This window comes from Mesorhizobium sp. BR1-1-13, assembly GCF_020165515.1.
Classification (GTDB): Bacteria; Pseudomonadota; Alphaproteobacteria; order Rhizobiales; family Rhizobiaceae; genus Mesorhizobium.
In genome coordinates, this window is sequence record NZ_JAIUIH010000012.1 from 36,166 (window position 1) to 60,199 (window position 24,034).

Genomic DNA, 24,034 nt, shown 5'->3' on the forward strand with positions numbered 1-24,034 from the left:
ACGGCACGCAGGCCGTGGGCTTGTCGACACGGCCTCGGCCAGGGCTTGGCTTCCGGGGTTGTCGCCCAGAAATGCATCCGACCCGAAATTATCCTCCCCAAGGGCATGGGCCGCAAGGGCGAACACCGCCAAAGAAAAAGGGCGCCGATGGCGCCCTTTTTTCGTCAATAGGATTGGCAGATCTCAGCTGTCGAGGAAACTGCGCAGCTTGCGCGAGCGGCTCGGGTGCTTGAGCTTGCGCAACGCCTTGGCTTCGATCTGGCGGATACGCTCGCGGGTGACCGAGAACTGCTGGCCGACTTCCTCGAGCGTATGGTCGGTGTTCATGCCGATGCCGAAGCGCATACGCAGCACACGCTCCTCACGCGGTGTCAGCGAGGCGAGCACGCGCGTGGTGGTCTCGCGCAGATTGGCCTGGATCGCCGCGTCGATCGGCAGGATCGCCATCTTGTCCTCGATGAAGTCGCCCAGATGCGAATCCTCCTCGTCGCCGACCGGCGTTTCGAGCGAGATCGGCTCCTTGGCGATCTTCAGCACCTTTCGCACTTTTTCGAGTGGCATTGCGAGCTTCTCGGCCAGTTCCTCCGGCGTCGGCTCGCGGCCGATCTCGTGCAGCATCTGGCGCGAGGTACGTACTATCTTGTTGATCGTCTCGATCATGTGCACCGGAATGCGGATGGTGCGCGCCTGGTCGGCGATCGAACGCGTGATCGCCTGCCTGATCCACCATGTCGCGTAGGTCGAGAACTTGTAGCCGCGGCGATACTCGAATTTGTCGACGGCCTTCATCAGGCCGATATTGCCTTCCTGGATCAGGTCGAGGAACTGCAGGCCGCGATTGGTGTACTTCTTGGCGATGGAGATGACGAGGCGCAGATTGGCCTCGACCATTTCCTTCTTGGCGATCGCCGCTTCGCGCTCGCCCTTCTGCACCTGGTTGACGATCTTGCGGAATTCCAGGATCGAGATGGCCGTTTCCGTAGCCAGATTCTGGATCTCGGCGCGCAGATCCCTGATCGCGTCCTTCTCGTTCTTGGTGAACTCCTTCCAGCCGCGCGAGGTCAGATTGGCGATCGAGCGCGTCCAGTTCGGGTCGAGCTCGGAGCCCTGATATTCCTTCAGGAACTCCTCGCGGCGCACGCCATAGCTTTCGGCGAGACGCAATAGCTTGCCCTCGTTCTGCACCAGGCGCTTGTTGATGTCGTAAAGCTGCTCGACCAGCGCCTCGATACGCGCCGTGTTGAGCGACAGCGACTTCACCGCCTTGATGAGCTGGTCCTTCAGCTCCTTCAAGCGGCGGTCCTGGCTGGGCGACAGCGTGCCGGCCGCGGCCAGCCGGTTCTCGACCTGCTGATCCTGCAGCTTGCGCAGCTTCTTGTAGGTGTCGGCGATGACGTCGAGCGTTTCCATGACCTGCGGGCGCAGCTCGGCTTCCATTGCCGCCAGCGACAGGCTGGCCTCGTCCTCGTCCTCCTCGTCGTCATCCCCGATGCCGCGCGTGTCAGCGCCGACATTGGTGATGTCGTCTTCATCGTCGCGTCCGCGGCGCGGCTTTTCCTCGACCTTGGGCGCTTCCTCGACGCGCTCCACCACCGGCGCCTGCTTGGCCTCGGGGCCGGCATAGGTGGCTTCGAGGTCGATGATCTCGCGCAGCAGGATCTTGGATTCGTTGAGTTCGTCGCGCCAGATGATGATGGCCTGGAAGGTTAGCGGGCTTTCGCACAGGCCCGCGATCATCGTCTCGCGGCCGGCCTCGATGCGCTTGGCGATGGCGATTTCGCCCTCGCGCGACAACAACTCGACCGAACCCATTTCGCGCAGGTACATGCGCACCGGATCGTCGGTGCGGTCGGTCGGCTCTTTCTTCGTGGTTGTGGCGGCGACGGCGGTGCCGGTCTGCTCGGCCAGTTCGTTGGCGTCTTCCTCGGCATCCGCCGCGGTGTCGCCGGCCTCGGCCTCTTCGCCCTGCTCGTCGTCCTCGACGACGTTGATGCCCATGTCGGACAGCATCGCCATCGTGTCCTCGATCTGCTCGGAGGTCACTTCCTCGGAGGGCAGCACCGAATTCAGCTCGTCCATGGTGACATAGCCGCGCTTCTTGGCGGCCTTGATCATCTTCTTGACAGCATCATCGGAAAGGTCGAGCAGAGGGCCATCGGTGGCGCCTTCGCGTTCGGTCTCGACCTCTTCCTTTTCCTTTGTCGCCATAGTCTTTATCTTCTCCTAGCAGCCCGACATCAAGGCCGCGCAAGCTGTCGGACCGGTCAAATCGGCTGGGCTCGCTTTTGCAACGCGCTTCACCGGGCCAATAACTGCATCATCTCTTTGTTGGTGCCCTGTCGTCGCCCAAAACCGGTTTCCATTTTTGGGCGACATGCATTAAGTCCAGATTAACCCTGATATCTGTGGCAGGCTGGCTGCCTGTCCAGTGACCAAGACCTCACATCGCTGCTTTTCCCGTCGACGCGGGTGCGGGTTAACGTTTCGAATCGTCCTGATTCCGCCATTCTGCCGGAAGGTCAAGCGCCTCTCGCATGATTCGCATGAAAAAAGCGAATCAATTACCCGACTTAGCGCGGTCCGGCTCTAGAAGACCCATGACAACGCCGTCATTCCTGCACTTGCTGGCACGAGCCCTCCCAACCCTCGGGCCGGAATGAGCTCCGCCTTTCTTCTGCTGGAGTATGATCGTTCCCGAAAACCGGGTCCCGCTTTTCGGAACCATCCTTCAGGCCCGACCAGCCCTGCCCGACGAAACACCGAAGCCTTCGATCAGCGCTTCCGTCGCTTGAACATCCCGAAATTGCGCCTGAATTTCGATCAGATGGCGGAAATTCTCGTCCGAAGGATCCGCATCCATCGCCGCTTCCGCCTGTTTCAGCTCCTTATGTAAGGTGCGCGCGCTGCGCTGCAAGTGCAGCGCCTGGTTCAGAGCGTCGCGGGCATCCTCGAGCGCTGCCGTCTCCAGCGCCGGCCACTGCCGCGCCCGCCTGATCAGGCCGACGGCACGCTCCCAGATCTCGGCGCAGCCGGCGCGCTCGATCGTCGCCACCACGGCGTGGCGGTCATTGGCCATGTCATGCGCCATCGCGTCGAGGATGGCGCCGTGCAACCGCCTCAGCTCGGAGTTGGCGAGATCAAGGAACTCGACATGGGCGAAATTCTCGTCGATCAGCGCCGGGTGGTTGACCAGTGCTACGATGATCGTCGCTTCGCGCACCGACATTCCTTCGTTGCCGCGCTTGACCAGTGCGGACTGGCCGAGGCTTTCCGTGATGGCGATGCGACCACCGCCGGCCTTGGCGAATTGTCCGCCGGGAGCCGGCGCCTTGCCCTGCCCCGGTTTCCAGTCCGGACGACCTTGCCGCGTTCCGCGCTGAGAACCGAAGAAGCTCAGCACGCGCTCGCGCATCTCCTGCTGGTAGTGATATCGCAGGCTTTCATCACGGATGCGGCTGGTCAGTTCGCGCAGCCGCTTCTCCAGTTCGGCCCGCCGCTCCGGCGTGTCGAAGACGCCGCCCGCCGTCTCGCGCATCCATAACAGATCGGCAAGAGGACGCGCTTCCGCCAGCACGGCGCGGAAGGCATCCGGCCCCTCCGCCTTGACCAGGTCGTCGGGATCCTTGCCTTCCGGCAGCAGCGCGAAGCGCGCCGTGCGCCCGGCCTGGACTACGGGCAGCACCATGTCGGCGGCCCGCCATGCCGCCTTCAGCCCGGCCTTGTCGCCGTCGAAGCACAGCACCGGCTCGGCGGCCATACGCCACAACAGTTCGAGTTGGTTTTCGGTAAGCGCCGTGCCGAGTGGCGCCACGACGTTCTCGAAGCCGGCCTGCACCAATGCGATGACATCCATATAGCCTTCGACGGCGATGACCGTGCCGCCCTTGGCCAGCGCTTTTCGCGCGCGGGCGAAATTGTAGAGCACGTTGCCCTTGTGGAAGAGCTCGGTATCGGGCGAGTTCATGTATTTGGCAAGCGCATCCGGCGCCAGCGCTCGCCCGCCGAAAGCGATGATCTTGCCACGCGAATCCGGAATCGGGAACATGATGCGGTCGCGGAACCAGTCATAGGAGACCGGAATGTCGTCGCCATGGCGCACCAGCCCACAGGCCTCGATATCGGCCTTCGGCACGCCCTTTGCGGCCAGATGCTCCTTCAGCGCATTGCGGCTGTCGGGCGCATAGCCCAGCCGGAACGCATGCTGCGTCGCTGGCGTCAGTCCGCGGTCGCGCAGATACGCACGGGCCTTGGCGCCCTCCGCGCCCTGAAGCCGCTCCTGGAAAAAGGCAGTCGCCATTTCCATGACGTCGGTAAGGCTGGCGCGTTCCTTCTCGCGCCGCTCCTCCTGCACGTCGCGAACCGGCATCGGCACGCCGGCCATGTCTGCGATCTTCTCGACCGCCTCGGGAAAGCTCAGTCCGTCAAGTTCGGTCAGGAACTTGAAGTGATCGCCCGAGACCGAGCAGCCGAAACAATGATAGCGGCCCTTCTTGTCCTCGCAATGGAAGGACGGGCTCTTCTCGCCATGAAACGGGCAGCAGGCCCAATAATCGCCGCGCGACGCATTGGTCTTCTTGCGATCCCAGGCGACGCGCTGGCCGATGACCTGCGAAATCGGCACGCGATCGCGTATCTCGTCGAGGAAGGCGGGCGGAAAGCGCATTGGGGAACTCGTTTATCCCCCATATAATCATGCCCGCGAAATCCGGCGACCCCTAATGCTGACGATGCCCGGTTTCCACAGGGCAAAAGAAAAGGCGGCCGTTGCGGGCCGCCCTTCCTCCAGTCTGGCACTATCGGGACTTTACTGCGCAGCGATGGCGCCAAAGATGATGCCGGAGAGGACGCCGACCAGCACATAGTCGTTGCCGACGCGGATCCATTCCTGGCCACGGCCGGGACGATGCAGGCCGTAGCGACCATAATCACGGACCGGCTGATGCTGCCGCCAGCCGGAATATTTCTGGCCATTGCGCCAGTTGTTCCGCTTCACGACGACCTTCTTTTGAATGATGCGCTTCTGGATGACGCGCTTCCTGACATCCCGGTTGGTGGGCTTCTGCCAGTCGACATTGGTATAGTTCGACTGCGGGGCGACCGGCGCATTGAGCGGTGCGGCCTGGCCCGTCAGGGACGTGGCGGCCAGCATCGAGAAAGCAAGACCGGAAAGAACAATGCGTTTCATGAAGGAATCTCCTTGGTTGTCGATGCCGCAGAAATAGCCGTCGAAGAATGAACCGAAACTGAACATGAACATTACAATTCCGTAATAAATTCGAAGCTTTACGCCGATTGGTTGAACGTCCTCGCAAATTCCGGGCGAAGGGCGGGCGGCAACACCGGCCGATCCGCGGCCTCAGGGCGGCGAGGCATGCAACCATTTCGGCATCCGTCCATTCTCCGACACGCCCCGTCGCGCGCGGGGAGCCCTTGAAATCGACAAATTTTTATTATCCGGCTAAAATATTCGAGCTATTATCGGCCAACGCCATGATCATGATTCGCACCTCTCCTCTTCCCCCCGGCCGCCGCGCTGCCCGTGTCGCCGGCCTCATCAGTATCGGTGCGCCGCAATGAGCGGCTCCGTGGTTCTTCTGCATCTGGCCGGCGCCGTGGCGCTGATGCTGTTTGCCACGCGCATGGTGAAGACCGGCGTCGAGCGCGCCTATGGCGACGTGCTGCGCCACAAGCTGCGCGCCACAATGCGCAATCCTGTCATGGCGGTGCTGGCCGGCACCGGCCTCGCTATAGCGCTGCAGAGCTCCACCGCCGTCACGCTGCTGGTCGGCTCCTTCGCGGGCTCCGGCATTGTCTCGGGCGCGGCCGGGCAACTGGCCGTCCGTGGCGCCGAGATCGGTTCGGCCCTGGTGGTCAAGCTGCTCACCTTCGATCTCACGCTGCTGGTGCCGCTTTGCCTGATCACCGGCACGGTCATGTTCATGGCCACCGAGCGGCGCGACTGGCGCCAGACCGGTCGCATCCTGGTCGGCATCGGCCTTTTGATCCTGTCGCTGGAAATGATCGGTCAGGCATCCGAGCCGCTGCGCAACAGCCAGTTGATGCCGGTCATCATCAATTACTTCTCCGGCGATTCCATCACCGCCTATCTGCTGGCGGCGCTGATCACCTGGCTATTCCAATCGAGCATCGCCGCGGTCCTGTTGATGGCGACGCTGGCGGGCCGCGGCCTGATCACGCCCGAACTCGGCGTCGTCCTTATCCTGGGCGTCAATCTCGGTTCGTCGATCATCGCGCCCATGCTGACCCGCTCCTCCGGCCCGGAAGTGCGCGTCGTGCCGATCGGCAACCTCTTGATGCGCGGGCTTGGCTCGCTGGTCATGCTGATCCTGGTCATGATCTTCAGGCCGCATTTCGCGTTCCTTGGCGCGACGGCAGCGGACCAGATCGTCAATGCCCACATCCTGTTCAATGTGCTGATCCTGCTCGCCGGCCTGCCGCTGGCGGGTCTCGTTTACCGCGCCTCGGAGAAAATCGTGGCGCTCGGCACCAAGGCGCCAGCCGCCACGCTTGACGTGGTCGAACTCTCGGCGCTCAACGAAAGCGCACTCGACGTGCCGAGCCAGGCGCTGGCCAATGCCACCCGCGAGGTGGTGCGGGTCTGCGAGACGGTCGAGATCATGCTCAAGCGCATCATCGAGCTCTACGAGAACGCCGATGCCGACAAGATCAAGGCGCTGGCCGCCCTTGACGACCGCGTCGACCGCAAGCACGCGGCGATCAAGCTCTACCTCGCCAAGGTCACCAAGAACCCGCTCACCGAGGACGAGGCGTTGCGCTGCCAGGAACTGATCGGCGCCTGTGTCAAGCTGGAGCAGGTCGGCGACATCATCGTACGCAACATGCTGGTGCACGTGAAGAAGAAGTTCGACCGTGGGTTGGAATTCACCGACGAGGGCTGGAGCGAGTTGTGCGCCTTCCACGCCTCGGTGCTCGCCAATGCGCGGCTTGCCTTCAACGTGCTGGTGTCGCGCGATGCCGAGACGGCGCGTCAATTGGTGCTGGAGAAGGAACGACTGCGTGACGCCGAAAAAGAGACCAGCGCCAGCCATTTCCTGCGGCTGCGCGAAGGCACTGCCAAAAGCGTCGAGACCAGTTCGATCCACCTCGACACCATCCGGGATCTCAAACAGATCAACTCGCTGCTGGCTTCGATGGCCTATCCCGTGCTGGAAGAACGCGGCCTTCTCGGCGGATCCAGGTTGAAGGCGAGCTGATCAACAACACTCCCCCCTCTTTGGGGAACATCCTCATCCGACCTCGCTTTGCGACGCCACTTCCCGACAAACAAGGGCAGAGGGACGAGCGCCGCACTCTGCCGGAAAATTGTATTGCGGCAGAATTGCATGGCGTCGGTCCTTCGGCGGCAAAATTGCCATTGCCGCGTTTCCATCGCTCGGGCTAGGCATATCAGCCAAAGCTTTCGGAGGAGATCGATGGACACCCATTCGCGCAGTTTCGCCAAGGCGCTTTCGTGGCGCGTGACCGGCACCATCGATACGATGATCATCTCGCTGGTGGTGACCGGAAGCATCAAGCTGGCGGCCGCCATCGGCGTGACAGAAGTCTTCACCAAGTCGCTGCTCTATTATTTTCATGAGCGGGCATGGCTGAAGATTCCTTATGGACGCAAGAGCCCGTTCTGAACCCGGGGATCAAGAAAAGCTAAAGCGGCGACAAAAATTTCTGGATTGCCGGCAGCGCGCATCCGTGGTTTGAGGCCTGCATTCGAGGATTTAATTCCCGCCATGTCGCTTCCGCTCATCGCCCTGTTCATCGCTGCCTTCGCTTTCGGCACCACCGAATTCGTCATCGCCGGCGTGCTGCCACAGGTGGCGCAAGGGCTTGGCGTTTCGGTTCCGACATCGGGCTACCTCGTCTCCGGCTATGCCTGCGGCATCGCCATCGGCGGTCCGCTTCTGGCGCTTGCCACCAAGTCCTTGCCGCGCAAGACCTTGCTGCTCGGCCTCGCCGTCGCCTTCACCATCGGTCAGGCGGCCTGCGCGCTGGCGCCCGACTTCACCTCGATGCTGCTTCTGCGCATTGCCGTCGCAGTCGCGCATGGCGCTTATTTCGGCGTCGCCATGGTGGTGGCGGTCGGGCTGGTGCGCGAGGACCAGCGCGGCATGGCGGTGGCTGTCATCCTGTCGGGCCTCACCGTCTCCAACGTGATCGGCGTGCCGGCGGGCACTGCCATCGGCAACATCTGGGGCTGGCGCGCGACCTTCTGGGTTATGTGCGCATTGGGCGTGGCGGCCACGCTTGCCATGGCAGCCCTTTTGCCGCGCACCACGGGCTATCAGGCCAAACCCGCCGGCCTCGCCCGCGAGGTCCGCGTGCTTGCCCGCCAGCAGGTCTGGACCTCGCTGATCCTGATGCTGATGCTGATGATCGGCCAGTTCGGCCTGTTCACTTACATCACCCCGACATTGCTCGAGATCACCGGCCTCGACGAGAACCTGGTGCCCTGGGTGCTCTTGCTCAACGGCGTCGGCGCCACGCTTGGCGTCTTCCTCGGCGGCAGGCTAGCCGACTGGAAGCTGATGCCCTCGCTGATCACCATGCTGGCCCTGCAGGCGGTGACGCTTGCGGTGATCTATGCCGTCAGCCCCTATCCCGTGCCGATGATCGTGGCGATCGTCATCTGGGGCGGCCTCAACTTCGCCATCGGTACGCCGATCCAGACCCGCATCCTGTCCTGGACTGCGGATGCCTCGAACCTGGCCTCCTCGCTGATCCCATCTGGCTTCAATGTCGGTATAGCGCTCGCGGCATCGCTCGGTGCCGCCATGCTCAATGGCGGCTACGGTTATCGCAGCCTGCCGCTGCTTGGCGCTGTGGCGATGCTCGTCGCCGTCGCGGTGGCGCTCGCCTCGCACATCTGGGAGTGGCGCAGCAACGCCACGCCACCGCTGACGGCAGCGGCTGAGTAGATTATCCGCGCCACGACATCCACCACCGATCATGCCTGATCCAGGCGTCCACCGGCGCAAGCACGACGCGATGAACAGCCATGTCTCGCCTGGCGGCTGCGCAGCTCCAACGCATTACAGATCGATGCGGAACCGCAGGCTCTCCGCTCCGCCATAGGCGGCATCTTCGAGGAAACGTTCGACCAGTCTGCCGCCGTTGGCCAGGATCACTTTGTGCGAGGCCGAATTGCCAGGTTTTGCGGTGATGTCGACATGAGCCAGGCCGACCGCCCTCGCCTCATCCAGCATCAGCCGCAGCGCTTCCGTCGCGTAGCCGCGTCGCTGTTTCCACGGCACCACGGCGTAGCCGATATGGCCAAGCACGTGCGGCGGCAGCGCCGACGTGCCCTTCTGCCAGCGCAGCCCGATCGAGCCTGACGCCTCGCCGTCCCACATCCAGCGCCTGATGCTTTCCCGACGGAGGGAGGAGGCGTGGGCGCACCGGAATCAGACAATATCCTAATGCTGGCGGGTCGAAAACGCGCATACGTGCCGGGAATGCTGAACAAGATGTGTTTCGCCGGCCGGCGTAAGCCGATTTATGATCGTGCCGGAGGTGATTCACCGCCAAACACAAACGCTTGACAGGAGACCGGGTCTGGTGCGGTTGATATCTATCCCGCTGGGTGTCGTCGCCAGCCTCTTCCTCGTTGTCGTCGCTTTGACGGCACGGTCCTTTGCCGCGCCGTCGGCCATTCCGGCCTGGCTGCAGGCCCATGTCGGCGAAGGTGATGGCCAGATCTCAGCTGTGGTCCTGGAGCGGGCCCGAGCGCTTTACCTGAAGAAAGTCGGCGCAGGAGCCGTTAACAATCCCTGCTACTTCGCCATGGATGCGACGCGCCCTAGCGATCTGGGGAACAACAAACTGGGTCACCGTTATTACATCATCTGCGAGGCCAGCCAGGCGTTTCGCGCGGTCTCGGCAGGCCACGGCAGCGGCCGGAATCTGAAGGGCATCGCCGATTTCGCCAACGGCAAGCGCTGCGCGAAGAACTTCGGCAATGCGCTGGATTCGTCACTGACCGCCGGCGGCGCCTATATGACCGGCGAGGCCAAAACCTCGTTCAAGGGCTATTATCGCACCGCGGCGAAGCAGGACGTGGCTTTCATGCGTACCTTCGTGCAGTTCGATGGCGAGGGCGAGGCCGCGAACGCCAGGCAGCGCGTGATCGGCGGGCATCCGGCGGAGGTGCTGAAGGGAATGTGTCTTCGCAAAGACCCGGCCAGCTCGCATGCCGACCATGCCGGCTACGTGCCGTTCGGCAAGCTGGTGGATTATGCCGGCGGCCGCAGCAATGGCTGCACCAGTTGGTCGGCGGCGGATGCGCAGCAGATCATCCCGATGGTGAAGGACAATCCGACGACGCTCTACATCTACCCTGAATCGCGCGACATCGCCGCCGTTGCGCAAATCGTGGCGGCGGGTCGTTCGCTGTCGGGCGCTGGGCCCTATTGGAACGCATCCTGCCTAAAGGAAATCGGCTCTCCGAAATTCTGGCCACGAAAGACGCTCGAGCCGATCATTGCCCAATACAGGAAGGACCACCCGGCACCGCCGCCGCAGCCGGTGCCGATCTGCAAGGAGCCGTGAGGTTCGCCCGCAGTGCCGAATTGCGGGACTTTGCAAGCCAATGGGAGCAGCACAGCACCCTACTGCAGCAGGCTCTTGACGATGCCGCTCGCCTTGCCGAAATCTATCTGGCCGGCATATTTCTGCTTCAGCGTCGCGATCACCTTGCCCATGTCTTTCTGGCTGGCGGCACCGGTCGCCGCGATCGCCTCGCGCGCCGCGGCGGTGATTGCGGCATCGTCGAGCTGCGTCGGCAGGAAATCGCGGATGATCGCCATCTCGCCGCGCTCCTGCGCGGCCAGTTCCGGACGCTTGCCGTCTTCGAAGGCCTTGGCCGATTCTTCGCGCTGCTTCACCATCTTGGCCAGGATCTGCAGGATCTCCTCGTCGCTGGCCGGCTCCTTGCCGGCACCGCGATTGGCGATGTCGCGATCGTGGATGGCGGCCTGGATCAGCCGCAATGTCGGCAGCCGGTGCTTGTCCTGCGCCTTCATCGCGCTCTTCAGGGATTCGGCGATTTTTGCGCGCATCGTGCTCTCTCCTTCGGTCGGCGCGGACAATAGCGCCGGGTGCAGGCCAACGCAAACCCTGATATGTCGAGGCAAGCCTATGATATTGCTCAATGAAATAAATCGCAGCGGCATTTCCCATCATCATTGACCGACCTGCCCCCTTCCCCTATGTACTGGGCCTTGCATGAACTGAAGCTTGAGTGCGTGGAGGCCGCGAATTCGCCGCTCCGCGCCGTTTGCCGCGCAAATGGCCCGCCGGGCCTTTTTGAAGCGCGCGGCCTGATAGGAGTGCCGCCATGGCCGACACCGCGTCTACCCCCGCTTGGGCCACCGAGAAACCGACGGCATTGCTGGTGCTGGCCGACGGCACCGTCATTGAGGGTCGCGGCCTGGGCGCAACGGGTTCGGCGGTCGCCGAGGTCTGCTTCAACACTGCGCTTACCGGCTATCAGGAGATCCTGACCGATCCGTCCTATGCCGGCCAGATCGTCACCTTCACCTTCCCGCATGTCGGCAACATCGGCACCAATGGCGAAGACATCGAGGACCTCAATCCGGCCGCCCGCGCCGGCGCCGTCGGCGCCGTGTTCAAGGCCGACGTCACCAATCCCTCCAACTACCGCGCTGCCGGCCACCTCGACCAATGGCTGAAGAAGCGCGGCATCGTCGCACTCTCGGGCATCGACACCCGCGCGCTGACCGCGCTTATCCGCGAAAAGGGCATGCCGAACGCCGTTATCGCGCATGCGCCCGACGGCGTCTTCGATCTCGACGACCTGAAACGCCGCGCCGCCGCGTGGTCGGGCCTGATCGGCCTCGACCTCGCCAAGGAGGTCACGTCAGGCCAGTCCTCGGTGTGGCGCGAGACGCCTTGGGTGTGGGACGAGGGCTTTGGCGAACAGGACGAGCCCTCCATGCATGTCGTCGCCATCGACTATGGCGTCAAGCGCAACATCCTGCGCCTGCTTGCGGGGCTTGGTGCCAAGGTGACCGTGGTTCCGGCCAAGACCGGCGCCGAGGAAATCCTCGCCATGCATCCGGACGGCATCTTCCTGTCCAACGGCCCCGGCGACCCTGAAGCCACCGGCGCCTACGCCGTGCCGGTCATCCAGGACCTGCTCAGGACCGAGATTCCGGTGTTCGGCATCTGCCTCGGCCACCAGATGCTGGCGCTGGCGCTGGGCGGCAAGACCGCCAAGATGCATCAGGGCCATCACGGCGCCAATCACCCAGTCAAGGACCACACCACAGGCAAGGTTGAGATCGTCTCGATGAACCACGGCTTTGCCGTCGACGCCGACTCGCTGCCGTCAGGCGTCGAGGAAACCCATGTCTCGCTGTTCGACGGCTCGAATTGCGGCATCGCGCTGACAGGCCGGCCGGTATTCTCGGTCCAGCACCACCCCGAGGCCTCGCCCGGCCCGCAGGATTCGCATTATCTGTTCCGCCGCTTCGTCAACCTGATCCGCGAAAAGCGCGGCGAGGAACTGCTGGCCGAACGGGCTTAGTCCCGACAGACCCTCATACTCGTGCCCCATCTTCCGCGACGCCTTTGGTGATGGTTCCGAGTGCCGCGGGCCTCGCCACTTTCGTAACGAAGACGACGAGCGCCAGCACCAGGAAAACCGCGCCAACCAGGTAAGGCGCACCGCCGAAGGTCACTGGCGCGCTTGGCCCGGTGAACCAGGAAAAGATCGCGGTATAGAGCAGCGGCGTGATGATCGATGTGATCGAGAAGATCGACGTCATCGCGCCTTGTAATTCACCCTGCGCCGAAGGCGGCACCTTGGCGGCGGCGAGGCTCCTGAGCGGCGGGTCGGCCAGCGCTTCCAGGCAGCCGACGACGATCACCGCATAAATCATCCAACCCTGCGTCGCGAAGGCGTAGCCGAAAGCACTGAGCGCCGTGAACGCAAGACCGATAACCGCCGTCCTCCACTCGCCAAGCCTGGGAATGATGCGTGGCAGCACCGTTGCCATGACGATGGCACCGCACAGGCCGAAAGCGCCGAGCGAAAAACCGATCTGCCGCTCGTTCCAGCCATAGCGATAGCTGGAGACGAACGACCAGACCGCCGGATACATCATGTGGCCGAGCGTCATCAGGAAGAAGACGAGCCCGATCCAGCCAATGCCTTGATATTGGCGCATCTGCAGAAGCGTGCCGACCGGGTTGGCGCGCTTCCACTCGAAGCGGCGGCGGTGCTTTTCATCGAGCGTTTCGGGCAGCAGGAACAGCGCGATCAGGAAGTTCACAAAGGCAAGTCCGGCGGCGAAATAGAACGGCACGCGCGGCCCGAAGGTGCCGAGCAGCCCGCCAAGGACCGGCCCGATGACGAAGCCCACGCCGAAGGCGATGCCGAGCAGGCCGAAATTCTTGGCCCGGTTCTCATCGTTCGAGATGTCGGCGATGAAGGCTGATGTGGTCGAATAGCTGGCGCCTGAAATGCCGGCCAGCACGCGCCCGATGAATAGCATCGGGTAGGACCAGGCTAGGGCGCAGATCAGATTGTCGATGGAAAACGTCAGCACGGAGGCGAGAAGGATCGGCCGCCGGCCGAACCGGTCGCTCAACCCGCCCATGATGGGCGCGAAGAAGAACTGCATGGCCGCATAGACGAAGAACAGCCAGCCGCCTTCGATCGCCGCCTCCGAGACGCCGACGCCGGTCAACTCCTGCAGATAGGCCGGCAGCACCGGCATGATGATGCCGAATCCGATGATGTCGAGGAGCAGCGTCGTGAAGACGAGCGCAAGCCCCCGCTTTGCGGTTTTGGGATCCATCATGGGTTCGTCTGCTCCTTCCCGGCGCCTGGCGCGCAGGCGGAGGCACTTATAGGCGAGCCGGCCGTCAGGAACAATGAGGGAACAAGCAGGACGTTTGCATCCTGACATCCCCTGACGACATCCTTGCCGTCAGGTCACCCGTGACAGAACCGGATGCTCAGATCGGGTTGTTGAACGTGTCGCAGTCGGAAAGCTTGCCGCTCTTGTAGCCGCGCGCCAGCCAGGTCTGCCGCTGCGCCGACGTGCCGTGGTTGAAGCTTTCCGGCACCACATAGCCCTGCATTTTCTTCTGCAGTGTATCGTCGCCGATCTGCCTGGCGGCATTGAGCGCGCTTTCCATATCGCCTTGCTCCAATATGCCCTTCTGCGCCGTGTAATGCGCCCAGACGCCGGCGAAGCAGTCGGCCTGAAGCTCGACGCGCACCGACATTTGGTTGGCTTCGGCCTCGCCCATGCTTTGCCGCATCTGGTTGAATTTGGACATGATGCCGGTCAGATTCTGCACGTGATGGCCGACCTCATGCGCGATCACATAGGCCCGCGCGAACTCGCCCGAGGCGCCGAACTGCTGGTCCAGTTGCTGGAAGAATGTCATGTCGAGATAGACCTTGTGGTCGCCGGGGCAATAGAACGGTCCGGCCGCCGACGAGGCGAAGCCGCAGGCCGAACGGATCTGCCCGCTGAACAGCACCAGCTTAGGGTCCTCATAGGTCAGTCCGTTGGCCTTGAAAATGCCGGTCCATGTGTCCTCGGTCTCGGCCAGCACGGTTGCTACGAACTGCTTCATCTCGTCGGAAGCCGGCGCACCGGTGCCGCCGTCCTGGCTGCCGCTGTTGTCCGTTATCTCGCCACCGCCAGGCAGCAGGCCTCCACCGCCGCCGCTCAGCACCTGGATCGGATCGATGCCGAAGGCTTTCAGGCCAAAATAGAGCACGACGAGGATGATGATGGTCGAGATCGACATGCCGCCGCCGCTGCTGCCGCCGATCGGAATGCGGAACTGGCCGGGTCCGCCGCCCCCAAATCCGCCGCCGCCGCTGCTGCGCTGGTCCTCGACATTGTCACTCTGACGACGGCCTCTCCAGAGCATGGCAACTCCCCGCGCTGCGAATTTACTGGTCGATCCGGCGCGAGGCCGGCTCCACCTCATAACAATTATCTCAATGGTTGCGCCAAGTCACAGCATTTTTCGCAGCCGTGGCCATGCTGGCATGATGGCTCCGCTGCTCTGGCCGCGACTGCGGAATGTCTATGGCATCGCCGGCGAAACGAGCCCAACGGCTTGGCAAAGTCCCTAGCCCGCCGTCATCGCCTTGCGGAACGCTTCCAGCGTCTCGGCGCTGACATGGTGCTCTATGCCCTCGGCATCGATGCGCGCCGTCTCGGCGCTGACGCCGAGCGAACGCAAAAAAGCCTCCACCGTCTGGTGGCGAATGCGGCTCTCTTCCGCGACCTTGCGGCCGGCTTCGGTGAGGAACACGCCGCGATAGGGCTTTCTGGAGACCAGCCCGTCGGCACACAGCCTGGTCAGCATCTTGGCCACTGTCGGTTGAGCGACCCCCAGCCTGGCTGCGATGTCGACCTGGCGGGCCTCGTTGCCGTCCTCGATCAGGTCGGCGATCAACTCGACATAGTCCTCGACGAGCGCGCCGCGGCGCGCTTCGCGCGTCTGCCGGAACCCTTCCGAATGGACATCGGCATCGGGCAGCGGCTCACGCGGGACCGGTCTGTTCTTCAGCGCCAATACGCGCTCCTCCTTGGCTGCCCGAAGATTGAATCGGCCCGCATTCATAGCACGGGCCCCGACAATCCTGGCGTTTATTTGCATTCGGGCCCAGGCGCAACCGCATCGCCGCCGCGTCGGAGCACGATCGATCACATCACAAAAGCATGATCAATGAAATATAGCATATTGCATAATGTTGAGCCGTGGCATAGATAGGAGACATCCTCCATTGCATCAAGCGGAATTCGCCATGTCCGAGACCGACGCCACCGCCATAGCCAGAGCCACGTGGCGGTTCGACAGGCCAGGCGATGAGCAGCCGAGCCTGCGCGAGGTCAATTCGTCGATCGCCGTACCGAATTCGGGCGTCTGGTTCCGCCGCCTATTCGCTTTCATGGGGCCGGGCTACATGGTCTCGGTCGGCTATATGGACCCGGGCAACTGGGCGACAGACCTCGCCGGCGGCGCCCAGTTCGGCTACACGCTGCTGTTCATCATCATGCTGTCCAACCTGATGGCGATCCTGCTGCAGGCGCTGGCCGCGCGTCTCGGCATCGCCACCGGCCGCGACCTCGCCCAGGCCTGCCGCACATATTACCCGCGTCCGGTCAACTTCGTGCTGTGGATCGCCTGCGAGCTCGCCATCATCGCCTGCGACCTCGCCGAAGTGATCGGCACCGCGATCGCGCTGCAACTCCTGTTCGGCATTCCGCTGATCGGCGGCGCCATGCTCACCGCGCTCGACGCCTTCCTGGTGCTTTTGTTGATGAACAAGGGCTTCCGCTATCTCGAAGCCTTCGTCGTCGCGCTCCTGGTCATCATCTTCAGCTGCTTTGCCATCCAGATCTTCGTCGCCGCGCCGCCGGCCGGCACGATCCTGCATTCGATGTTCGTGCCGTCATCCGAAATCGTCACCAATCCGGCGATGCTCTACATCGCCATCGGCATCATCGGCGCAACCGTCATGCCGCACAATCTCTATCTGCACTCCTCGATCGTGCAGACCCGCGCCTATGAACGCACCGACAAGGGCAAGCGCGACGCCATCAAATGGGCAACGACGGACTCGACCATCGCCCTGATGCTGGCCCTGTTCGTCAACGCCTCGATCCTGATCGTGTCGGCGGTCGCCTTCCACAACACCGGCCATCAGGACGTCGCCGAGATCGGCCAGGCTTTCGAACTGCTGTCGCCGCTGCTCGGCCTGAGCATCGCCTCGATCCTGTTTGCCGTGGCGCTGCTTGCCTCCGGCCTGAACTCGACGGTGACCGCCACGCTTGCCGGCCAGATCGTCATGGAAGGCTTCCTGCGCCTGCGCATCCCGCAATGGGCGCGGCGCCTGCTGACGCGCGGCCTCGCCATCATCCCCGTCGTGGTCGTCACCGCACTCTACGGCGAAAAGGGCACCGGCCAGTTGCTGGTGTTCAGCCAGGTGATCCTGTCGATGCAACTGCCCTTCGCGGTGATCCCGCTGGTCCAGTTCGTCTCTGACAGGAAGAAGATGGGCAATCTCGCCATTCCGCGCGGCATTGCGGCGCTCGCCTGGGTGGTCGCCACCATCATCCTGGTGCTCAACTTCAAGCTGCTCTACGACACGCTGTTCGGGATCGGCTGAGATCGGCCGCGACAAAGACGCGGCCCGCGCTATTTTCCGGTCGGTCATGACCACGATAGCCCAATCCCGAAGCTTCTATGCCAAGCTGATGGCTGCCCAGGCGCATTCCGCCGATCCGCGTCTTGAAGAGGTGTTCGCGGCCGTGCCGCGCGAGGCGTTTGTCGGTCCCGGCCCATGGACGATCGTCGCCGGCAAAGGCGTTATAGAGACGCCGAGCGCCGATCCCAGCTTCATCTACCAGAACGTGCTGGTGGTGCTCGATGCCGACAAGGGCATCAACAATGGCGAGCCGTTCCTGCACGCCATGTGGATCGGGAAACTCGCGCCCAGACCCGGCGAGGCTGTCACTCACATCGGCGCGGGCACCGGCTACTACACGGCTTTGCTGGCCAGGTTGGTTTCACCTGGCGGCACCGTTGCCGCCTTCGAACTGGACGCCGATCTTGCCTTGCGGGCCAAGGCAAACCTTGCGGCCTACGAGAACGTCGCTGTCATTCCTGGCGATGCCGTCACATCGGATTTACCGCCATCGGATGTCATCTATGTCAATGCCGGCGTCGCGGCACCTCCACCCGGCTGGCTCAAGGCGCTGAAGCCGGAGGGCCGGATGATCTTCCCGTGGCGCCCGGCCGAGCGCGTTCCCCTGGCCGTTCTGGTGACCCGCACCGAAAAAGGCTTTGCCTGCGACCCTTTCATGCGCTCCTGGTTCATCCCTTGCTCCGGCGCCTCGGTTGCAAGTCTCGCGGCAAAAATCCCGACACGCGACCAGGCCGCGCGCAGCCGCTCGATCTGGCTGACGGCGGACAAGTTGCCGGACCGCACCGCCACCGCAATCTTTGAGCATGTCTGGTTTTCGTCACGCAGCCTCGATGCGCGGCCTCGGGGCTGACGCACCGAAATTCGGCACGCGCTGTCGGACGGCCAGCCAGTCATCCGTCCTTGGGCTGAAGTCCGGCCCGACGGCGTGGATCGAAACAGGAGGAGCATCCCATGAGAAAGATCATAGCGGCGACATTCATCAGCCTCGACGGCGTCATGCAGGCGCCGGGCGGCCCGGAGGAGGATCCCGTCGGCGGCTTCAAGTTCGGCGGCTGGACGTTCCATTATTTTGACGAAGTGGCGGGCGCGGCGATGGATGAACTATTCTCCAAACCCTTCGCCCTCTTGCTCGGCCGCAGAACTTACGACATCTTCGCCGCGTATTGGCCGTATCAGAAAGATCCGATCGCGGATGCCTTCAATCCTGCGACCAAATACGTAGCGACGCATCATCCGGATTCGCTCACCTGGCAGAACACGCAATCGCTTGGGCCTGATATCATCCCGGCGTTGCGCCGCCTCAAACAGGAAGAGGGACCTGACCTGCTCATCCAGGGATCGGGCAATCTGATCCGGACCCTGCTAGCCAATGGGCTGGTCGACGAAATTCGGCTGATGATCTTCCCTCTGTTGCTGGGCAAGGGCAAGCGGCTGTTCGGCGATGACGCGATTCCGGCCGCCTTCAAGCTGACCCGCTCGCAGACTTCCAACACCGGCGTCATCACGGCGACCTACGAGCGCGCCGGCGAAATCAAGACCGGTTCCTTTGTCACGGGGGAGCCATCCGACGCCGAGCTCGAGCGGCGCAGGACCTGGAAGTAAACGCTTCTTTTTCTCTTCTCCACGAACGTGGAGGAGAGGAAACCAGGTTCTGAAAAATCCCTCAAGCTGCCTGCGGCCGGCGCGCCAGCCCGTCGCGTATATGCCGTGCGAACGCCTGCGCCGCCGGGCCGACGCCGTGCCTCGGCAGATGCAGGTTGATCGAGAAATTCGGCAGCGGCGGCAGGCCGGACCCGGACGGCAATATGTCGAGATCGGCCGGCACCGTGGAGGCTAGCCAGGTTGTGACGGCCAGGTCGGAACGCACCGTTGCGGTCGTCGCGTCGATATTGCCGTTCTCGAACACGGTGCGCCATTCCAGCCCATGCTCGTTGAGCGCCGAGAGCACCACCGGCCGGAAGGCGCAGCTGTCGGCGACCATCGAGACCGGCAGGGGGCGCTTGGCACGCGCGACACCCCCCTTGGCCCCGACCCACACCAGCCGATCGATGGCGAGGCATTCGCCATCCGATGCCCCTACCGGTTCCTCGATGACCGCCAGGTCGAGGGTGCCGGCCGCGAGCGCCGCGGCCAATTCCGGTGAGGAGGCGCAGACCAGCGATATCTCGACCTGCGGATAGGTTTGCGCATAGGTCTTCAGCACCGGCGCCAGCGTTGTGCCGACAAGGTCGTAAGGCACGCCGAACCGCACATGGCCGGCCACGGCATTGGCAGCCATTTCGGCCCATATCTCGTCATTGAGGCTGAGCAGCCGCTTTGCCTTGCCGAACAGCCGCTCGCCGGAAGAGGTCAGCCGCAAGCCGCGCCGGTCGCGCTCGAACAGGCTGCGGCCGAGTGCCTCCTCCAGTCGCCGGACCTGCTGGCTTACGGCGCCTTGGGTCAGGTGCAGCGCATTGGCCGCCGCCGTCATGCTGGCCTTGTCCGCGACCGTGACGAAGGTTCGCATGAGCGTCGTATCGAGGTTGCGGATCATGCATGCATTATAGATGCTAATGTTTGTCATGGCAAACATTGCATTTACTGATATGCGGATGCATCTAACATGGGGCCTCCGACAGAGGACGCCGCATGCTCCACCCCGTCATCCCCCTGATCCTGTTCGCCCTGGTGGCGACCAGCACGCCCGGCATCGCCACCACCTTGTCGACGGCGTCGGGCGCGCAGTTCGGCTTTCGCCGCTCTATCCCGCTGGTGGTCGGCAGCGCGGCCGGCTTGGCCACAGTCACCGGGGCGGCGGCCGCCGGACTGGCCGGCCTGCTTCTCGCCATGCCGTCCTTGCAGCTTGCCATGAAGATCGCCGGCTCACTCTACCTTGTCTGGCTGGCGCTCAAGATCGGTCGTGCCGGGGCGCCCAAGTTCGACCTGACGATGGTCAAACCGAACAGTTTTCTCGGCGGTGCCGGCATTCAGTGGATGAACCCCAAGGGTTGGGCGATGGGGCTTGGAGCCGCGGCATCCTTCGCTGCACTCGCCGACGGGCCGGCGCGGCTGGCGCTGCTGCTCGGCTCCACCTTCGGCCTCACCGCCGCCTTCTCGCTGTCGCTATGGTGTGTGGCCGGCATGCTGCTCGCCCGGCTGCTGAAGACCGAGCGGCAATGGCGCGCGCTCAATATCCTGCTTGGCCTGGTGCTGGCGGCATCGATCATTCCGATGTGGCGGCAGGCGTAAGATGGGCCTGCAGAACCTGGGTTCCTCGCCCCCGCAAGGCGAGGCGAGGAACCCAAATCTCGTCAAACCGCGTAGCGCGCGGCCGGCTTGTCGGCGTGCAGGCTGCCGTAGAAGATCTGCCGGGCGCCAAGGAAGGCGTCCAGCTTGGCCGTATCGGCAAGCGCGGGCACGGTGACGGCTTCGCCCCTGGCCAAGCCGACAAGGGCAGCATCGACCATATCGTCGGCGGTCATGATGATTTCCTTCGGAAGCTGGTCGATATCGCTTCCTGCGGCTTCCCAGAAATCGGTCCGGGTCGCCCCCGGCAGCACCACCTGCGCCTGTACGTCGGTGCCGGCGACCTCGCGCTGCAGGGCTTCGGTGAAGTTGACGACATAGGCCTTGGTGCCGCTGTAGATGCCGCCGAACGAGGTGTCGAAGGCCAGCACCGAGGCGATGTTGACGATAGCGCCGCGGTTGCGCGCGAGAAATCCCGGCAGCACCGCGCGGGTCAGCCGCGTCAAAGCGATGACATTGACCTTGATCATGCGTTCAGCCGCATCGGCGTCAGCCGTCGCAACCACCTGTGCACCGCCAAGCCCGGCATTGTTGACCAACAGCGTGACGCTGTCATCCGTCGATATCGCCCGCTCCACCCGCCGCACATCATCGTCGTCGGCCAGATCGGCACTGATCACGCTGACCTTGCGGCTGTAGGCATAGCGCAGCCTTTCAGCCAAATCCTCGAGCCGGTCGGCGCGGCGCGCCACCAGCACCAAGTCATGTCCCTGCCCCGCCAGCCGGTCGGCATAGACAGCGCCGATTCCGGAGGAGGCGCCGGTGATGACGGCCGTGCCCTTGTTCTCATTCTTGCTCATTGTGTTGTTCCTTTTCGCTCTTCGCTCTGGTTCGGCTTCGACGGATGCGCCGGCTGCCGAGCTTCTCGATCGTCAATTGATGGCATATGCCACTTTTGGCGAAATAGGTATATGCCACTATCTTGTCAACGGCGGCCGCGAAAACTATTTCTGCGGCAGGCTGGCACAGTCTTTGCCAGCGAGGAGTTGACATGACCGACCTTCAGCAACCGGGATTCAGCCGGTGCAACAATGCCACCTTGCGGCGCACCGCGCGCAGGCTCGGCCGCTTCTACGACGACGCACTTGCGCCTTCCGGGCTGAAAGGCACGCAATTTGGCCTGCTCTTTCAGATCGGTGCCAGCAGCGAACCGGCGATGGGGACCGTTGCCGATGCGCTGATCATGGATCTCTCCGCGCTCGGCCACACGCTGAAGCCGCTGGTCCGCGACGGCTATGTCGAAACCTTCCCCGACAAGGACGATCGCCGCGTCAAGCGCGTCCGGCTGACGCCGCACGGCCAGGCCAAGCTCGAAGAGGCGATTAGGTTGTGGAGTGTCGCCCAGCAGCGCTTCGAGGAGATGATCGGCGCGGAGCAAGCCGCGAAGCTGCGTGCGACGCTGGATGCTGTGGCCTCTCTGGAACTCGAAATGCCGGCGGCCGCTCCTTCCAGCTGAAGCGGCCGCGATAGAACCAGCGACGAAAAGCTCGGCGCCCTCTACTCCGCCGGCATGGCGACCGGCCGCGCCAGCATCCGGCCGGCCAGCACGATGCCGAGCCCGACGATCGGGAAGACGGCCGCGATGAGGCCGAGATCGGCCGGCCCGCCATAGCGCAGCACGGCGCCGCCAACCACCGCGCCTAGTGCCACGCCGAGATAGAGCGCGGAGGCGTTGAGCGACAGCACGATCGGGGCGGCGTCCGGGGCGAGCTTGATGATGCGGCTCGCCTGCGCCGGCGGGAAGGCCCAGCCGACGATGCCCCATGGCACCATCATGCCCATCAGCGCCGGCCCGGCGAGATGATGCGGCAGAAAGGCCGGGATCAGCGAGAAGGTGACGAGCATGGCAGCGCTCAGCGCCAGCGACCAGCCGACGGTGCGCGTGGCGCCGAAGCGGTCCGCGGCCTGGCCGCCGGCGATGTTGCCGATCACGGCGCCGACACCAAAGGCGAGCAGCATTCCGGGCAGCGCTATCGGGGAGAGCCCGCTGGCTTCGATGGCCAGCGGCGCGATGAAGCTGAACACTGTGAATGCGCCGATGAGGGCAAGCGTGGTCGTCACCAGGATCGGCATAACGCCGGGACGCATTGCCGCCGCCAGCCGGCGCTTCAGCGGCAGCTTGGTGCCGATGATGCCGCGCGGCAGCCGGTACCAGAGGATGGCGCCGGCGAGCGCGCCGAGGCCTGCGATGGCATAGAACGTTCCGCGCCAGCCGGCTATCGCCGCGACCAGCGCACCGAGCGGAGCGCCCACCGCCACCGCCACCGTGGTGCCGCCGACGACGACGGCAATGGCGCGGGCCCGGTGGTGGTCATCGACCAGCGCCACCGCCGTGCCTTGCGCGGTCGCCGCGAACAGGCCCGACGACAGCGCCATGATGATGCGCGCGGCGAGCAGCACTTCGAAGGAGGAGCTCAAGGCCGCGGCAACATTGCCGATGACGAAGAACACCAGCGTCCACAGGATGACGCGGCGCCGGTCCCATTCGCCGGTCAGCGTCGCCAGGATCGGCGTGCCGACCGCATAGGCGAGCGCGAAGGCGGTGATCAGCGTGCCGGCGAGCGGGATGGAGATGCCGGCATCCCTGGCGATGTCGGGCAGAAGGCTGGAGATGACGAAGCCTTCGGTCGAGATCGCAAACGATCCGAGCGCAAGCCAGAAGATCCGCTTGTCCATGGCGATGTGTCCTTAGTTCAAAAGTTATTGAACAATTGGACATAACCCGGCAGGATGTCAATGAAGCCAGGAAAAATTAGCACAACCATCCTGACAGCCCTGTGTCAGCACGGTCGTGAAAGGGAGAGCGGAGTGCACGGCAGACGCGGAGTGGATGCGTTGAAATCGGCCGGAACTGTGCTTACGTTGCAGCCATGAGCCTGCCACATCCCAATACGGACCAGATCAGCCTGCCGATCGTGCTCGCCGTGCTCGGCGACCCGACGCGGCTGGCGATCGTGCGTTATCTCGCCAGCAAGGAAGGCGTGCCGCTGAACTGCAGCAAATTCCTCGATCTCGGCTCGAAGACCAATCTGAGCTACCATCTGGCAAAGCTGCGCGAGGCCGGCGTGACCCGTGCAGAAGTGGCCGGCACAAACCGCATGATCACGCTGCGCCGCGCCGATCTCGATGCCCGCTTCCCCGGCCTGCTTGACAGCGTCATTGCCGCTGCCGGCGACGACCCGGCGCTGCCGGCGGTCGGCGGCCACGATATGGAAGTGCCGGCCTGACCCTTTCCCCTCCCTCGCGAAGCGGGGGAGAGCGACTGTCTGGGATGTCAAGTTGCAATTGCGAACTCGTTGCGCGCATCGCGTGCTTTTGCATTGAGGATGACCAGGAGTTTTCCGGCGAGTGCTCCTCCGATGATCGCCTTCACGCAGATCCGTCCCTGCCGGAAGAAAATCTCGCTTCTGGACATGGCGCAGCGTCGTCGCCTATAAAATCGGCTTCGCGTGTGGCGGCGTTTTCGTATCTGGCGGTGCCTTTGGTAATGCAATCTATCGGCCACGGCGA

22 protein-coding genes and 1 pseudogene are annotated in these 24,034 nt (G+C 63.6%); 11 read left to right on the forward strand and 12 right to left on the reverse strand.

Annotated features, from left to right (window positions below; translation table 11 throughout):
- Positions 1 to 183 precede the first annotated feature (183 nt).
- From rpoD to LB533_RS23855, 3 genes are all read right to left on the reverse strand, one after another.
- Positions 184 to 2,208, reverse strand: a complete 2,025-nt coding sequence (gene rpoD / locus LB533_RS23845; RefSeq protein ID WP_140495911.1) for an RNA polymerase sigma factor RpoD — start codon at positions 2,206 to 2,208, stop codon at positions 184 to 186.
- A gap of 520 nt (positions 2,209 to 2,728) precedes the next feature.
- The gene (dnaG, locus tag LB533_RS23850; protein ID WP_140639628.1) at positions 2,729 to 4,663 is read right to left on the reverse strand and encodes a DNA primase; all 1,935 of its coding nucleotides are present in this window, start codon (positions 4,661 to 4,663) and stop codon (positions 2,729 to 2,731) included.
- A gap of 141 nt (positions 4,664 to 4,804) precedes the next feature.
- Complete coding sequence (locus LB533_RS23855; RefSeq protein ID WP_140639629.1) at positions 4,805 to 5,185, reverse strand: RcnB family protein; 381 nt, start codon at positions 5,183 to 5,185, stop codon at positions 4,805 to 4,807.
- A gap of 388 nt (positions 5,186 to 5,573) precedes the next feature.
- Between LB533_RS23855 and LB533_RS23860 the strand changes: the two genes are divergently transcribed.
- The 3 genes from LB533_RS23860 to LB533_RS23870 all read left to right on the forward strand — a co-directional run bounded on the left by LB533_RS23860 (position 5,574) and on the right by LB533_RS23870 (position 8,951).
- On the forward strand, positions 5,574 to 7,235 hold the full coding sequence (locus LB533_RS23860; RefSeq protein WP_140639630.1) for a Na/Pi cotransporter family protein: 1,662 nt from the start codon (positions 5,574 to 5,576) through the stop codon (positions 7,233 to 7,235).
- Positions 7,236 to 7,454: 219 nt separating this feature from the next.
- Positions 7,455 to 7,664 carry a DUF2061 domain-containing protein gene (locus LB533_RS23865; RefSeq protein ID WP_140639631.1) on the forward strand — a complete coding sequence of 70 codons (210 nt, stop codon included), beginning with the start codon at positions 7,455 to 7,457 and terminating at the stop codon, positions 7,662 to 7,664.
- A 102-nt stretch (positions 7,665 to 7,766) separates the two neighbouring features.
- Positions 7,767 to 8,951: an MFS transporter gene (locus LB533_RS23870; protein WP_140639632.1), complete on the forward strand. Its 1,185-nt coding sequence runs from the start codon at positions 7,767 to 7,769 to the stop codon at positions 8,949 to 8,951.
- Positions 8,952 to 9,065: 114 nt separating this feature from the next.
- On the opposite strand, the pseudogene LB533_RS23875 reads toward LB533_RS23870, so the two are convergent.
- Positions 9,066 to 9,410 (reverse strand): annotated as a pseudogene (locus tag LB533_RS23875) (GNAT family N-acetyltransferase); the annotation flags it as partial.
- Between the two features lie 181 nt (positions 9,411 to 9,591).
- Between LB533_RS23875 and LB533_RS23880 the strand changes: the two are divergent.
- Positions 9,592 to 10,581: a hypothetical protein gene (locus LB533_RS23880; protein WP_181169371.1), complete on the forward strand. Its 990-nt coding sequence runs from the start codon at positions 9,592 to 9,594 to the stop codon at positions 10,579 to 10,581.
- A gap of 59 nt (positions 10,582 to 10,640) precedes the next feature.
- Here LB533_RS23880 and LB533_RS23885 read toward each other — a convergent pair whose 3' ends face one another.
- Positions 10,641 to 11,090: a GatB/YqeY domain-containing protein gene (locus LB533_RS23885; RefSeq protein WP_140639633.1), complete on the reverse strand. Its 450-nt coding sequence runs from the start codon at positions 11,088 to 11,090 to the stop codon at positions 10,641 to 10,643.
- Between the two features lie 278 nt (positions 11,091 to 11,368).
- On the opposite strand from LB533_RS23885, the gene carA reads away from it, so the two are divergent.
- A complete protein-coding gene (gene carA / locus LB533_RS23890; protein WP_140639634.1) occupies positions 11,369 to 12,580 on the forward strand; it encodes a glutamine-hydrolyzing carbamoyl-phosphate synthase small subunit in 1,212 nt (403 codons plus the stop codon).
- 13 nt (positions 12,581 to 12,593) lie between these two features.
- On the opposite strand, the gene LB533_RS23895 is transcribed toward carA, so the two are convergent.
- The 3 genes from LB533_RS23895 to mntR form a co-directional block, all read right to left on the reverse strand.
- Positions 12,594 to 13,967, reverse strand: a complete 1,374-nt coding sequence (locus LB533_RS23895; RefSeq protein ID WP_263487655.1) for a TCR/Tet family MFS transporter — start codon at positions 13,965 to 13,967, stop codon at positions 12,594 to 12,596.
- 49 nt (positions 13,968 to 14,016) lie between these two features.
- Positions 14,017 to 14,949: a neutral zinc metallopeptidase gene (locus LB533_RS23900; RefSeq protein WP_140639636.1), complete on the reverse strand. Its 933-nt coding sequence runs from the start codon at positions 14,947 to 14,949 to the stop codon at positions 14,017 to 14,019.
- A gap of 204 nt (positions 14,950 to 15,153) precedes the next feature.
- A complete protein-coding gene (gene mntR, locus LB533_RS23905; RefSeq protein WP_181169357.1) occupies positions 15,154 to 15,603 on the reverse strand; it encodes a manganese-binding transcriptional regulator MntR in 450 nt (149 codons plus the stop codon).
- 232 nt (positions 15,604 to 15,835) lie between these two features.
- On the opposite strand from mntR, the gene LB533_RS23910 reads away from it, so the two are divergent.
- From LB533_RS23910 to LB533_RS23920, 3 genes are all read left to right on the forward strand, one after another.
- Positions 15,836 to 17,200 carry an Nramp family divalent metal transporter gene (locus tag LB533_RS23910; protein WP_140639638.1) on the forward strand — a complete coding sequence of 455 codons (1,365 nt, stop codon included), beginning with the start codon at positions 15,836 to 15,838 and terminating at the stop codon, positions 17,198 to 17,200.
- A 46-nt stretch (positions 17,201 to 17,246) separates the two neighbouring features.
- Positions 17,247 to 18,089 (forward strand): protein-L-isoaspartate O-methyltransferase family protein, encoded by an 843-nt coding sequence (locus LB533_RS23915; RefSeq protein ID WP_224678349.1) that lies wholly within the window; start codon positions 17,247 to 17,249, stop codon positions 18,087 to 18,089.
- A gap of 101 nt (positions 18,090 to 18,190) precedes the next feature.
- On the forward strand, positions 18,191 to 18,841 hold the full coding sequence (locus LB533_RS23920; protein WP_140639639.1) for a dihydrofolate reductase family protein: 651 nt from the start codon (positions 18,191 to 18,193) through the stop codon (positions 18,839 to 18,841).
- 61 nt (positions 18,842 to 18,902) lie between these two features.
- Here the strand turns inward: LB533_RS23920 and LB533_RS23925 are convergent, their stop codons facing one another.
- Complete coding sequence (locus tag LB533_RS23925) at positions 18,903 to 19,811, reverse strand: LysR substrate-binding domain-containing protein (RefSeq protein ID WP_224557092.1); 909 nt, start codon at positions 19,809 to 19,811, stop codon at positions 18,903 to 18,905.
- Positions 19,812 to 19,867: 56 nt separating this feature from the next.
- On the opposite strand from LB533_RS23925, the gene LB533_RS23930 reads away from it, so the two are divergent.
- Complete coding sequence (locus LB533_RS23930) at positions 19,868 to 20,467, forward strand: LysE family translocator (protein ID WP_140639640.1); 600 nt, start codon at positions 19,868 to 19,870, stop codon at positions 20,465 to 20,467.
- 62 nt (positions 20,468 to 20,529) lie between these two features.
- Here the strand turns inward: LB533_RS23930 and LB533_RS23935 are convergent, their stop codons facing one another.
- On the reverse strand, positions 20,530 to 21,324 hold the full coding sequence (locus LB533_RS23935) for an SDR family NAD(P)-dependent oxidoreductase (RefSeq protein ID WP_224678350.1): 795 nt from the start codon (positions 21,322 to 21,324) through the stop codon (positions 20,530 to 20,532).
- A gap of 191 nt (positions 21,325 to 21,515) precedes the next feature.
- Between LB533_RS23935 and LB533_RS23940 the strand changes: the two genes are divergently transcribed.
- A complete protein-coding gene (locus LB533_RS23940) occupies positions 21,516 to 21,980 on the forward strand; it encodes a MarR family winged helix-turn-helix transcriptional regulator (RefSeq protein ID WP_140639642.1) in 465 nt (154 codons plus the stop codon).
- Positions 21,981 to 22,021: 41 nt separating this feature from the next.
- Here LB533_RS23940 and LB533_RS23945 read toward each other — a convergent pair whose 3' ends face one another.
- Entirely contained in the window at positions 22,022 to 23,200 is a 1,179-nt protein-coding gene (locus LB533_RS23945; protein ID WP_140639643.1) for an MFS transporter, read from the reverse strand.
- Positions 23,201 to 23,394: 194 nt separating this feature from the next.
- Between LB533_RS23945 and LB533_RS23950 the strand changes: the two genes are divergently transcribed.
- Positions 23,395 to 23,751, forward strand: a complete 357-nt coding sequence (locus tag LB533_RS23950) for an ArsR/SmtB family transcription factor (RefSeq protein WP_140639644.1) — start codon at positions 23,395 to 23,397, stop codon at positions 23,749 to 23,751.
- Positions 23,752 to 23,798: 47 nt separating this feature from the next.
- Here LB533_RS23950 and LB533_RS23955 read toward each other — a convergent pair whose 3' ends face one another.
- The gene (locus tag LB533_RS23955) at positions 23,799 to 23,939 is read right to left on the reverse strand and encodes a hypothetical protein (protein WP_224557090.1); all 141 of its coding nucleotides are present in this window, start codon (positions 23,937 to 23,939) and stop codon (positions 23,799 to 23,801) included.
- Between the last annotated feature and the right edge of the window lie 95 nt (positions 23,940 to 24,034).

What these genes read in the sequence shown, in the direction of transcription:
- rpoD (WP_140495911.1), bottom strand. Translation starts at nt 2,208, where the DNA reads ATGGCGACAAAGGAAAAGGAAGAGGTCGAGACCGAACGCGAAGGCGCC.
- dnaG (WP_140639628.1), bottom strand. Translation starts at nt 4,663, where the DNA reads ATGCGCTTTCCGCCCGCCTTCCTCGACGAGATACGCGATCGCGTGCCG.
- LB533_RS23855 (WP_140639629.1), bottom strand. Translation starts at nt 5,185, where the DNA reads ATGAAACGCATTGTTCTTTCCGGTCTTGCTTTCTCGATGCTGGCCGCC.
- LB533_RS23860 (WP_140639630.1), top strand. Translation starts at nt 5,574, where the DNA reads ATGAGCGGCTCCGTGGTTCTTCTGCATCTGGCCGGCGCCGTGGCGCTG.
- LB533_RS23865 (WP_140639631.1), top strand. Translation starts at nt 7,455, where the DNA reads ATGGACACCCATTCGCGCAGTTTCGCCAAGGCGCTTTCGTGGCGCGTG.
- LB533_RS23870 (WP_140639632.1), top strand. Translation starts at nt 7,767, where the DNA reads ATGTCGCTTCCGCTCATCGCCCTGTTCATCGCTGCCTTCGCTTTCGGC.
- LB533_RS23885 (WP_140639633.1), bottom strand. Translation starts at nt 11,090, where the DNA reads ATGCGCGCAAAAATCGCCGAATCCCTGAAGAGCGCGATGAAGGCGCAG.
- carA (WP_140639634.1), top strand. Translation starts at nt 11,369, where the DNA reads ATGGCCGACACCGCGTCTACCCCCGCTTGGGCCACCGAGAAACCGACG.
- LB533_RS23895 (WP_263487655.1), bottom strand. Translation starts at nt 13,967, where the DNA reads ATGTCAGGATGCAAACGTCCTGCTTGTTCCCTCATTGTTCCTGACGGC.
- LB533_RS23900 (WP_140639636.1), bottom strand. Translation starts at nt 14,949, where the DNA reads ATGCTCTGGAGAGGCCGTCGTCAGAGTGACAATGTCGAGGACCAGCGC.
- LB533_RS23910 (WP_140639638.1), top strand. Translation starts at nt 15,836, where the DNA reads ATGTCCGAGACCGACGCCACCGCCATAGCCAGAGCCACGTGGCGGTTC.
- LB533_RS23915 (WP_224678349.1), top strand. Translation starts at nt 17,247, where the DNA reads ATGACCACGATAGCCCAATCCCGAAGCTTCTATGCCAAGCTGATGGCT.
- LB533_RS23920 (WP_140639639.1), top strand. Translation starts at nt 18,191, where the DNA reads ATGAGAAAGATCATAGCGGCGACATTCATCAGCCTCGACGGCGTCATG.
- LB533_RS23925 (WP_224557092.1), bottom strand. Translation starts at nt 19,811, where the DNA reads ATGTTTGCCATGACAAACATTAGCATCTATAATGCATGCATGATCCGC.
- LB533_RS23930 (WP_140639640.1), top strand. Translation starts at nt 19,868, where the DNA reads ATGCTCCACCCCGTCATCCCCCTGATCCTGTTCGCCCTGGTGGCGACC.
- LB533_RS23935 (WP_224678350.1), bottom strand. Translation starts at nt 21,324, where the DNA reads ATGAGCAAGAATGAGAACAAGGGCACGGCCGTCATCACCGGCGCCTCC.
- LB533_RS23940 (WP_140639642.1), top strand. Translation starts at nt 21,516, where the DNA reads ATGACCGACCTTCAGCAACCGGGATTCAGCCGGTGCAACAATGCCACC.
- LB533_RS23945 (WP_140639643.1), bottom strand. Translation starts at nt 23,200, where the DNA reads ATGGACAAGCGGATCTTCTGGCTTGCGCTCGGATCGTTTGCGATCTCG.
- LB533_RS23950 (WP_140639644.1), top strand. Translation starts at nt 23,395, where the DNA reads ATGAGCCTGCCACATCCCAATACGGACCAGATCAGCCTGCCGATCGTG.
- LB533_RS23955 (WP_224557090.1), bottom strand. Translation starts at nt 23,939, where the DNA reads ATGTCCAGAAGCGAGATTTTCTTCCGGCAGGGACGGATCTGCGTGAAG.